Origin of the sequence: Stenotrophomonas sp. DDT-1, assembly GCF_001580555.1 — a bacterium.
GTDB classification, from domain to species: domain Bacteria; phylum Pseudomonadota; class Gammaproteobacteria; order Xanthomonadales; family Xanthomonadaceae; genus Stenotrophomonas; species Stenotrophomonas sepilia.
Genome location: NZ_LEKR01000050.1, coordinates 1 through 11,786, shown reverse-complemented (window position 1 = coordinate 11,786; position 11,786 = coordinate 1). Strand labels below are relative to the sequence as shown.

Genomic DNA, 11,786 nt, shown 5'->3' with positions numbered 1-11,786 from the left:
CAGCAGCCGAGTGCGGACTCGGCTCTACATCGCCATCAGGCATCGCTGTTGCCGGCATCGCGCAGCGCGCCGAGGAAGGCGCGCAGCGAAGCCGGTTTGATCGGCTTGGTCAGCACGCGGTAGCCACGCTCGCGTGCCATCCGCTTCAGTTCGTCACGCCCATCGGCGGTCAGCAGCGCACCCGGCAGCGGGTAGCCGGCCGCCTCGCGCAGCGCCACCAGGGCATCAAGGCCATCCATGCGATCGTGCAGGTGGTAGTCCACCAGCATCACCTGCGGACGCTCGGCAATCTTCTCCAGCGCCTGGTCGACGGTGGCGGCGGTGATCACCTGCACCTGCCAACGGCCGAGCAGTGCGCGCATGCCGTCGAGGATTTCCTCGTCGTTGTCCACGCACAGCACCCGCAGGCCCGCCAGCGAATCGCTGCGCACCGGTGTGGCCACGGCCTGGGTCGCCTTGGCAGGCTCGGTGTAGCCGGGCAAGGGCGCAACCCGCGGCAGGATGATCGAGAACATCGAGCCACTGCCAACGCGGCTGCGTGCATTGAGACGATGGTCGAGCAGGCGCGAGATGCGCTGGCAGATCGACAGGCCCAGGCCCAACCCCTGCTCGCCCCAGTCGAACGGCTGCTGGTAGCGGTGGAACTCGTCGAAGATCTGCCGCATGTGGTGTTCGGGAATGCCCGGGCCGGTGTCCCACACCTGCAGTTCCACCTCGTCGCCGCGCTGGCGCACGGCCAGCACGATGCGCCCCTGGCGCGTGTAGCGCAGCGCATTGGCCAGGAAGTTCTGCAGTACGCGGCGCAGCAGGCGGCGATCGCTGCGTACCCAGGCCGCGCGTGCGAACAGATCCAGGCGCAGGCCACGGCCTGCGGCGACCGGCGTGTACTGCGCGGCCAGCTCGCGCATCAACGCACTCACATCGAACTCGCCGATCACCGGGTGCAGGCCACCGGCATCCAGCCGCGACACGTCCAGCAGGCCATCCAGCAGTTCTTCGGCTGCGCGCAGCGACGCGTCCACGCGTTCGGCCAGATGCTTTTGTTCGTCGCTCACGTGATCGCTGTCGCGCAGCGCGGACGCAAACAGGCGCGCCGCATTCAACGGCTGCAGCACGTCATGGCTGATCGCCGCCAGGAAACGGGTCTTCGACTGCTGCGCGACCTCGGCCTCATGCGAGCGCTCGGCCACGCGCTGTTCCAGCGTCTCGTTGGCTTCAAGCAGAGCCCTTTCAGCGTGCTTGTAGTCGGTGATGTCGTTGTAGCTGGTCACGTAGCCGCCGCCCGGCAGCGCCTGGCCGCGCATCTCGATCACCTTGCCGTCGCTGCGGGTGCGCTCGAACACGTGCGGCGAACCGGCGCGCATGTAACCGATGCGGCGGTTGATCTGCACTTCGATATCGCCCTCGCCCAGCTCGCCGCGCTCGGCGTTGTAGCGGATCAGGTCGGCCACCGGGCGGCCCACGTAGAGCATGCCGTCGGGGTAGCCGAACATGTCCTGGTAGCGGCGGTTCCATGCGGTCAGGCGCATGTCCGGATCGACCACGCTGACCCCGGCGCTGATGTTCTCCAGCGTGGTCGACAGGATCTCGCGGTTGAAGCGCAGTTCCTGCCCGGCTTCGTCCAGTACCGCCACCACTTCACCCAGGTCCATGCCCGAGCCACGCAGCAGGCTGGTCAGCAGCAGGCGTGCGGACGCCGCGCCGATCGACGCGGCCAGCAGGCGTTCGGTGAACTGCACCCACGGGCGGTCTGCAGGCGCGGAGGATTGCAGTTCACGGCCCAGTGACTGCGCCTGCTCGAAGAACGAACGCCGCGCATGACGTTCGCCGACCACGCGCGAGGCCAGCGCCAGCAGGTCGCCCACATGCACGTGGCCGGGCCAGCCGCCGGCCACCGACGGGCGCTCGGCATACGGGTCGAGGAACGGTGCCGCACGCAGGCGCTCGTCGACGCCGGGCCGCCAGCGTGCGGACACCAGCATCATCGTGGCCGCATTGACCAGCAGCGACCAGAACGTGCCGTGGGTCAGCGGATCCCAGCCGGACATGCCGAACAGCTGCTGCGGACGCAGCCACTCGATGCCGAACGGGCCGTGCTGCACCCAGCCGGCGTCGACCCAGCCGGCCATGGTCATCGCCGGCAGCAGCAGGGTGTACAGCCAGGTGGCGAAGCCCAGCAGCATGCCCACTTCGACGCCGCGCCGGCTGGCACCGCGCCAGTACAGGCCGCCGATCAGGCCGGGCGCGAACTGCGCCACCGCTGCGAACGCCATCAGGCCGTACGAGGCCAGCGTGCTGTCGTTGCTGCTGGTGCGGTAGTAGCTGTAGGCCATCAGCGCCAGCAGCAGGATCGCCAGGCGGCGGATCCACAACACGCGCGAGGCGACGTCGGCGGCTTCCTGGTGGTCACCGCTCCGACGCAGCAGCACCGGCATCACCAGATCATTGCTGACCATGGTCGCCAGCGCGATGGACGAGACGATGACCATGCCGGTGGCCGCCGAGAAGCCGCCCACGTAGGCGATCAGCGCCAGCGCATTGCGGCCTTCGGCCAACGGCAGCGCCAGCACCATCGAATCGTCTGCAACGCTGCCGCCGGTGCCGAACAGGGTGACGCCGGCGGTGGCGATCGGCAGCACCATGCCCGAGATCAGCACCAGGTAACCGCCGAACATCCAGCGCGCGCGGCGCACGTCGCGCACATCGCCGCACTCGACCACGGCCACGTGGAACTGGCGCGGCAGGCAGATGATGGCGAGGAAACTGAGCAGGGTCTGCGAGATGAAACCGACCGGCGGCAGGCCGGTGAACAGCGTATGCACCGACTCGACCACCGCGTCGGTGCGGTTGCTCAGCCACAGGTAGGCGAACACGCCCACCGCCAGCATCGCCAGCAGCTTGATCACCGATTCGAAGGCGATCGCCAGCATCATGCCGTGGTGGTGCTCGGTGGCATCGACCTGGCGGGTGCCGAACAGGGTGGCGAACAGCGCCATCAGCAGCGCCACGTACAGCGCCGGGTCGGTGAAGAAGCCGGTGGGGCCGGTGTTGCCGGTCAGCACCTGCAGGCTCATCGCCACCGCTTTGTACTGCAACGCCAGGTACGGAATGATGCCGATCAGCGCGATGATCGCCACCAGCGCCGCCAGCCGCCGCGAGCGACCGAAGCGCGAGGAGATGAAATCGGCGATGGAGACCACGTTCTGGCTGCGTGCGATCAGCGCCAGGCGCTCGATGATGCGCCAGCCGAACAACAGCAGCAGCAGCGGGCCGATGTAGATCGGCAGGTAGCCCACGCCATTGCGCACGGCGGTACCCACCGCGCCGTAGAAGGTCCACGACGAGCAGTACACGGCCAGCGCCAGGCTGTAGACCACCGGCCGCAGCCACGGCCGGTCGGGGTACATCGGCCGACGGTCGCCCCACCACGCCACGCCGAACAGCAGCGCGGCATAGGCAACCGAGACCAGCAGCAGGATCCAGCTGGAGACCACGCGTGCGTTTCCGTGGGAAGAACCCGCAGTGTAGGCCAGGCGTGGCCGGGGGTGCGGGCGCGTTGGGGGCAACCACCCCCACCCAGGTGGGGGCCTACGCGGTGCGGGCCACGACCGTGGGTCGTGGCCGGCTTCTTACTGGGCCGGCACGCCCATTTCCTTCAGCAGTTCCGGCGCCGGGTAGACCTTGGCCAGCAGCCAGCGCAGGTAGCGCATGTCCACGTGCACGGCGCGCTTGTAGCGCGGGTCGAACCACCAGCTGGCACTGACCGACTCCCAGTTGCTGTCGAAGTTCAGGCCGATCAGTTCGCCCTTCGCATTGAGCACCGGCGAGCCGGAGTTGCCGCCGGTGGTGTCCAGGTTGGTCAGGAAATTGACCGTCTGGGTGTTCAGTGCCGGATCGGCGGTGCTGCCGAAGTCACCTTTGGCGATCGCGGCCAGCAGCGGCTTGGGTGCGTCGAACGGATAGGCGTTGGTGTTCTTCTCGACGATGCCGGCCACGGTGGTCACCGGCGAGTAGGTCACGCCATCGCGCGGGTGCAGTGCCTCGACCTTGCCGTAGCTGATGCGCAGGGTGCGGTTGGCATCCGGGTACACGGCGCGGCCCTGCTTGGCACGCCAGGCGAACAGCGCCTGCATGTAGGCCGGGCGCAGGCGCAGCTGCTCGCCCTCGCGGGTCTTGCTTTCGTTCTCGATGCGCAGCTGCGCGGCCACCAGCGGGCCGGCCACAGCGATCAACGGATCGGCGGCCAGGGCCTTGCCTTCGCGCGCAGCCACGAAGCGCGACAGGCGCTGCGCCTCGTCACCCAGCTGGGTGCCGGCGTACAGGGTGTCCAGTGCCTTGGCCAGCTGCTGCGGGGTACGGCCGAAGGCGGCGTCGAACTCGGCCACGCGCTGCGCGTCCGGCAGCTGCTGGTAACGGGTCAGCAGGGTGGTCAGCAGGGCCTTCTCGACCTCCGGTGCGTAGCGGCGCTGGACCTGCTTGAGCACGCCTTCGATCATCGCCTGGTCGCGCTGCTGGTAACCGCTCTCGCGTTGCGCGTCCGGTTTGGCCGATTCGATGCGCAGACGCTCCAGCAGCAGCGCCGAGCGCAGCAACTGGCTCTGTGCGGCCATCTGGTCCAGCAGCAGGTCACGCTCGCCCACCGCCGCGCCCTGTGACAGGTTGGCCAGCAGCGCCTTGATGTCGCCCTGGTACCTGCGGTCGGTGGCGGCCAGCATCGCGGTCTCGTCGGCGGCACGCTGGGCCTTGGCATCGCTGCGCAGCAGGCCTTCCAGCTCACCGGCGGCGCGCTTGCGGTTGTTCTTCAGCGACTGCAACTGCGAAGCGTAACGGGTACGTGCCTGCGCGTCCTTGGCGGTTGCCGCCTCGATGGTGTCGATCATCTGCTGGAACACCGAAACGCGGCGCGGCAGCACGGTGTCGATCTGGCCGGCGAATTCTGCCGCAGTACGGTGGCGGTAGGTGATGCCCGGATAACCGGCCAGCATCGCGTAGTCGCCCTCCTTCGGGCCCTCTACCGACATCTGCAGGTGTGCCGGCGCCTGGTAGGGCACGTTGTCCTTGCTGTAGGCGGCCGGCTTGCCGTCCTTGCCCACATAGGCGCGCAGCAGGGTGAAGTCGCCGGTGTGGCGCGGCCACATGAAATTGTCGATCTCATCGCCATAGTTGCCGATCGCACGCGGCGGCGCGTACACCAGGCGCACGTCGCTCAGTTCCAGCTGGGCGATGCGGTAGAAGTCGGTGCCGTAGTACATGTTGGCCACCGAGCAGCGCACGCTGCCGTCCTTCTCGCACTCGGCCACGATCTGCTTGCTGGCCGCATCGACGGCATCGAAGTAGGCACGGCCGGTCTTGCCGCGGGCCTGCGCCAGCACCTGATCGGTCACCTTGTCGAAGCCAACGGTGACCAGCACGCGGAAGTCGGGGTTGGCCGGGCGCTCGTCGGCACGGTCCCTGGCGATGAAGCCACCGTTGATCAGGTCGTGCTCTGGCGAGCTGTTGTACTGGATCACGCCCATCGCCACGTGGTGATTGGTCAGCAGCAGGCCGTCGCTGGACACGAACGAGCCGGTGCCGCCGCCCGCGCGCACCACCGCGCTCAGCGGCGGCGCGGTGACATTGGCCAGGTCGGCCGGATTGCCCTTGAAGCCAGCGGCCTGCAGCGGCTTGGCCAGGTCCGGCAGCTGGGTCGGCATCCACATGCCTTCATCGGCGTGGGCACCGGCGGCGAGGGTCAGGCCCAGGGCCAGGGCGGTGGGAAGGGCTTTGCGTGGCGACATGAGGCAATCCGGTACGACAGAACAGCCCGGGACCATAGCCGCTGGGGCCGGATGGGGCAACGGCCGATGGTTGGGGACCTGACGGGTAGAGCCGAGCCCATGCTCGGCTGCTCTTCCTTCAACCCGCGCCGCGCGCAGAAGCCGAGCATGGCTCGGCTCTACAGGGATGCCACGGCGGGTTACTTCTCCCGCCGCCAGTTGATCGAACCACGGTTTTCCACCGTGCTCGATTCCACTTCCACATCAAACCCGCGGCGCAGCAGGTACTTCAGCGTGATCACCGAACCGGCGCCCACCAGCGACACGCCGTAACCCACGTAAAGCTTGGGTGAGATGTACTTGCCGACGCCGATCACCGAACCACCCAGCGCGCGCGACTGGCTTACGCCGGCATCATCCAGGCCCAGCTTGGCACCCAGCTGCGAGGCGAGCAGGCCACTGCCAGCCGAGAGCGCCGCCGAGGCCGCGTTGACCTGCTGCGCCTGGTCGCTGCTGGCGCCGGTCAGGCTGCGTCCCAGCACCAGATAGGCCAGTGCCTCGGACTGCGACATCGCCGGATCGGACCACACGTCGGCACGCGGTTGCTGGGCACGCCCGGTCACGTCGATGCCGGCGGTGACATCACCGATGCGGCGCTCGGCGCGGATGTTGATGCGCGGGTCGGACACCGCGTTGTAGTTCCAGTTGAGGTTGCCGCGGGTGATGGTCAGGTCCTGCCCGTAAGCCTTGTAGCGGCCGCTCACTTCCAGGCCGCCATTGGCGGTCATCTCGCGGCCGGGCTTGGCCCAGACCTGCATCTTGCCGGTCAGCGCGCCCTTCAGGCCGAACCCGGTCATCTTCACCTTGTCGCCGAGGCTGACGGTCAGGTCCATGTCCAGCGGCGAGGTGCGCGACTCTTCCGGATCGGCCGGGTCGAGCACCACCACGTCTTCGGATACCGAGGTGCCGCGGTCCAGGCGTTCCAGGTCGATGTCGGCCTCGGGCACGTGCACGGTGCCACGCAGCTCCATCGCTGCCTTGGCCAACGTGAAGTCGAGGTTGGGGTTGGCGACGATGCGCAGTTCGCTGGTGCTGGACAGCAGCACGTTCTCGCCATGGATCTTCAGCTGCAGCGGCTGCGCATCGCCGAACCACGACAGGCCACCGTCCACGTACAGCGTGCCCTGGCCGGAGTTGGCCTGCGCGGTGATCTTGGCCGAACCATCGGGCTGGGCCACGAAGCTGCCCTTGCCCTGGTCGAAGGTCAGGCCGAGCGCCGGGAATTCACCCTTGAAGTTGCTCAGCTGTGCGTCGCCACCCAGCGACGGCTGGCCTCGCGTCCCGCGCAGGCTGACGTGGCCTTCGATCAGGCCGGTCGGTCGCACGATGTCCGGCGAGAACAGCTCCAGCCAGTACAGCCGCGACATGTTGAGGTAGAGCTCACCATTCAGCGGCGCACTGGCTTCCCAGCCGGTCTGCATCTTGGCGTCGACGAAGCCGTTGCCCTGGAAGCCCATGCCCAGGTAGCCCTTGATGCTGGCCGGGGTCATGTCGAGCTTCAGCGAGAACTGGTCATAGCGCACCAGCTCGCCGCGGGTGGTATCGCCCACAGTGTTGCGGTTCTCGCCCAGGCGCACGCCGCCTTCCTTCGAGCGCACTTCCACATGGCCTTCCCAGGCGTTGCCGCGCGGGCGGATCTGCGCGTCCAGGCTGACATCGCCGCGAAGGTAGATGCGGCGGCCGGACTGCGGCGGCAACCACGGCTGCACCAGCGCCAGTGGCAGCGCGTCGCTGCGCACCACCAGGCCTTCGCGTGGCCAGTTGGCCTGTGCGCACAGCGCGCCGCTGCTGGCCGCGGCCAGGCAGGCTTCGGACAGCGTGTAGGTGCTGCCGTTGATCGCGAACGCCGCCGGTGCACGCAGCGCCCAGGCATCACCCTTCACCGGTGCGATGCGCAGCGACGCCAGCTCGCCACGCCACTGCGTGCCCTGCTGGCGCACGCTGCCCTGCAGCTCGATCGCACCCATCTCGTTGCGGGTCTGCGCAGCCAGGCGCAGGTTGGACACACTGCCCTGCGCGTCGATGTTCAGCCGCTCCAGCAGCATGCCCGCGTTGACCTGCTGGCCCTGCACCGCCAGCGTGCCGCTGTCGCCGCGCCACGGCAGGCGGCCCTTGATGCTCACGCTCTCGGCGCCGTAGCCATCCCAGTTGAGGTTGTTGCCGACCAGGTCGGCGGTGATGTCCGGCGCATCGCGCGGGCCCTTCACCTGTACCTGGCCACGCAGGCCACCGTCTGCGCCCGGCAGCAGGTCGCTCAACTGCAATGGCTCGAAACGCGCATCGATGTCGAGGCGGTCGCCGACCTTGCCCGACGCGGTCACCCGGCTGCTGCCCAACGCCAGTTTCAGGTCACCCTGGCCCTGCGCGCCCTGCAGCGCGAACTTGCCCTGTGCGTCGAGATTGCGCTGGCGCAGCATGCCCTTCAGCGAGGGCAGGTCCACCGTGGCTTCCAGCGTACCGGCGGTGCCCGGTGCGGCATTGGCCGGCGGCGGCAGCTGGCGGCCCTTGGAGGCCAGGTTGCCGGACAGGCGGCCATTCCAGCCTGGCACGAAATAGCCGGGGTCGAAGTCCTTCAGCGTGGCCTTGGCGTCCCAGTCCAGCTGCGGCGCCCAGGCCACCTGGCCTTCCACCTGCAGCTGGCCACCGGGCGTCTGCGCCTGCAGCTGGTGGATCGACGCGGCCTGGTCATTGCCACGCACATCGAAGTGCAGCTGCGCCTTCTGCTTTTCGCGTTCGACCTCGGCGCGGCCGATCGCCGCCCAGGCCTTCAGGGTACCGGCCAGGCCGAAGCGTGCTTCCTTCAGAGTGACCGGCACCGGCGCGCTGCCGGCGGTGTTCGGATCAGGCGCCGGTACATAGGTCAGGTCACGCGCGACCACCGAGAAGTTGAGCTTCTGCTGGTCTTCCTGGCTGAAATCGGCGGTACCCTCCAGGCGGGCTTCGCCACCGAGACCCTTCAGCAGCAGCGGCGAAACCTTCAGCACCTGGTCCTGCAATGACACCACGGACGGTGCCAGTTCCAGTTCCTGCCCGCCCTGCTTCACCTTGCCACGCAGGCTGGCATTGCCGCCCTTGCCAGCAGCAGTGAAATCCAGCGACAACGGCATGATCGCCGAGCTCGCCAATGCCGACGACAGCAGCGCCAGATCCAGCTCGTCGCTGCGCACGCTGGCATTCCACGTCGGGTCGGTGCGGCCATCGAACACCAGCATCGCGTGCAGCGGCTTCGGTGCACGCCCGGCCACCGCCACTTCCATGTGCGACAGGTCACCGCGGGCGACCAGGCCGACGGTAGCGGCCGTGCGCCCACGCGGTGCCGGCAACACCGCCGTCACCGTCACGTCGGTGTCGTACTCCTTGGCCGGGATGTAATGGCCTTGGGCAGTGAAGTTGCCCATGTCACTGTCCACCACCAGCTTGTGCGCCTGGAACTCGCCGTTGGCGATCTCGATGCCACCACGCACGCGGCTGATGTCGATCACCGGTTCGTTGGCCTGGCTGATGCGGAAGCCATCGATGGCGATGGCATCGGCCTGGATCGCCAGCGGCATCTCGATCTGCGGCAGGGAATCGGGCCAGGACGGCAGCTTGAACGGCTCATCGCTCTTGGCCAGGTTCAACGTCGCGTTGGTCAGCTCCAGCTTGTCCAGCAGCAGCTTGCGGCCCAGCAGCGGGCGCAGGTCCGGCTCCAGGTGCGCACGCTCGGCGTGGAAATGGATGTCGTCATAGCGGAAGTCGACGTTGTACAGGGTCAGCGGTCCGGCCACCGGACCCTCCACCTTGTCCCAGGTGAAGCTGGCACCCACCGGCAGCCGCGCCACCACCTGGGCCAGCAGTACGTCACGGCCGGCCACGGTCTGCAGCAGCCAGTACACCGCCAGCAGGGCCAGCAGCACCAGGCCGATCACACCGGCGCCGGACCATGCCCAGAAGCGGCGACGGCGATAGAAACGCACGCGTGGCGGCGGGGTGTTCGGGGTCGGTGCGGGCGTGCTCACAGGTCCGCTCCGATGTTCAGGTACAGCTGGAACTGCGAATCCGGGTTGTTCAGGCCGTGCGCCACGTCGATGCGCACCGGGCCCACCGGCGATTTCCAGCGCACGCCGAAGCCGACGCCGGTATGCAGGTCGATGGTGTTGTCGAAGGCACTGCCGGTATCGACGAACACCGCCGCACCCCAGGGGCCACCGTTGAAGTAGTGCTCGTACTCGGCCGAGCCGATCACCAGGTTCTTGGCACCCAGCGCGTACTTGTCCGGCTTCGGCGTACGCGGGCCGACCTCACGGTAGGCGTAGCCGCGGATGCTGCGGTCACCACCGGCGAAATAGCGCAGGCTCGGCGGCATCGCCACCAGATCGCTGGTCCAGGTGGTGCCGCCCTCGCCGCGCAGGATCAGGCGGTTGCTTTCACCCACCGGGATGTACCAGCGCAACACGGCGTTGGCCTGCACGAAGCTGGTATCCGAGCCGGCGCCTTCCACGCCGGCACGCACCGTCGCCGCGCCGCTGATGCCCTTGCGCGGGAACATCTCGTCGTCGACGTTGACGTAGTCGGCAACCATCTGCGGGTACACCAGCGTCGAGGTGTTGTAGACGGCGTCGGTGAATTCGGTGCCGGAGGCATAGCGCCAGCGCTCGCGTAGCGCATTGACCGAGGCGATCGCGGTCCAGTGCTCGTTGATCTCGCCGCTGCGGCTGGCGATCAGCTTGAAGTTGCGCAGATCGATGTAGTCGGTCTGCTCGTCGTACGCGCTGGCGGCGAAGGTGTACCAGCCGTCGAGCCAGTTGAAGGCCGGAATGCGGTAACTGGTGACCAGGCTCTTGCGCTTCTGCGCATAGTCCAGCTGCGTGTTCATCTTGTGGCCGCGGTTGTTCAGGAACCGCCGCTCGATGCCACCGCGCACACCCGGGCCGCTCTCGCTGCCGTAGCTCAGGCCTGCGGTGTAGATGGTGCGCTTGGCCCGGGTCAGCTTCACGTCCACCGGCACTTCGCCGTTTTCATCGGCCTGGTCCGGGCGCGGCTGGATGTCGATCACGCTGAAGTAGTCCAGCTTGGTCAGCGACTCGCGCAGCCGGTCCAGCTTGCCCTCGTGGTAGTAGCTGCCCTGGTCCCAGTACACCAGTGGATCGAACAGCTTGTCGACGAAGTAATCCTGCTCGAAGCGCACCGGGCCCATGTTGTAGCGGCGGCCGCTGTCCCAGGTCAGGTCGATGTCGGCGGCGTTGTCGGCGCGGGTGATCTGCACCTGGCGCTGGGTGTAGTCGGCATCGAAGTAGCCACGCTCGGCCAGGCGCCGGGTGATGGTGATCTTGCTGGCTTCGTACTGGGTGTGCTCGAAGCGCTGGCCCTTGCGCGGCTTGAAGGCGGCCAGGTCGTCCTGCAGGTACTGGTCGTACATCGCCGGGCCGGTGATGTCGATGTGCTCGCGGCGCACGGTCACCGGGGCGCCCTTGTCGACATGGATCAGCACGCGCACATGCTCATCCTCGCGCGGCGCCTCGACCTTGATCACCGGGTTGTAGTACCCGAATGGCTCCAGCGCCTGGCGGGTCTGCCGCTCGGCCTGCGACAGCAGGTACTCCAGGCGCGATTCGCCCTGCTCCTTGCCGATCGTGTCGTAAAGCGACAGCGATTCCTGGATGTTCTCGATGATTGCGGCGTCGTCGCCCTTGTCCAATCCCTTGATGTCCACCTTGTCGATGGTGCCGCGCGCATGGACCACGGAAGTGGCGGCCAGCGACAGGACCATCAGCGGCAGGGCGTATTTCTTTGGCTGCATGCGGCACAGCATACCGACCGGAGGTGACGATGCGAAATGCATCACGTCATTGGGGATCGGTTGTTAAGTGGCGGTCAAAATACACCGCAAGGCGTCGATTGTCGCAATCGACCAATCAGGATGCCGGCATCGTCCACGATGTCGGCAATGACCCCGATAGACATCCGCCGGCGATGCTCCGGCAGTGCCGG

At 67.7% G+C, this 11,786-nt stretch carries 4 protein-coding genes; all 4 read right to left on the bottom strand.

Translation table 11 applies throughout. The features are described from left to right. Positions 1-35: 35 nt before the first annotated feature. Positions 36-3,494 (bottom strand): PAS domain-containing hybrid sensor histidine kinase/response regulator, encoded by a 3,459-nt coding sequence (locus AB839_RS18205; protein WP_061480441.1) that lies wholly within the window; start codon positions 3,492-3,494, stop codon positions 36-38. A 135-nt stretch (positions 3,495-3,629) separates the two neighbouring features. Next, on the bottom strand, positions 3,630-5,777 hold the full coding sequence (locus tag AB839_RS18200; protein WP_061480440.1) for a S46 family peptidase: 2,148 nt from the start codon (positions 5,775-5,777) through the stop codon (positions 3,630-3,632). 179 nt (positions 5,778-5,956) lie between these two features. After that, entirely contained in the window at positions 5,957-9,814 is a 3,858-nt protein-coding gene (locus tag AB839_RS18195; RefSeq protein WP_061480439.1) for a translocation/assembly module TamB domain-containing protein, read from the bottom strand. Further along, positions 9,811-11,607 (bottom strand): autotransporter assembly complex family protein, encoded by a 1,797-nt coding sequence (locus AB839_RS18190; RefSeq protein WP_061480438.1) that lies wholly within the window; start codon positions 11,605-11,607, stop codon positions 9,811-9,813. The genes AB839_RS18195 and AB839_RS18190 overlap by 4 nt, the downstream gene beginning before the upstream one ends. Between the last annotated feature and the right edge of the window lie 179 nt (positions 11,608-11,786).

Excerpts from the sequence above, each read along its gene's own strand:
- AB839_RS18200 (WP_061480440.1), bottom strand. The coding sequence starts at position 5,777 with ATGTCGCCACGCAAAGCCCTTCCCACCGCCCTGGCCCTGGGCCTGACC.
- AB839_RS18190 (WP_061480438.1), bottom strand. The coding sequence starts at position 11,607 with ATGCTGTGCCGCATGCAGCCAAAGAAATACGCCCTGCCGCTGATGGTC.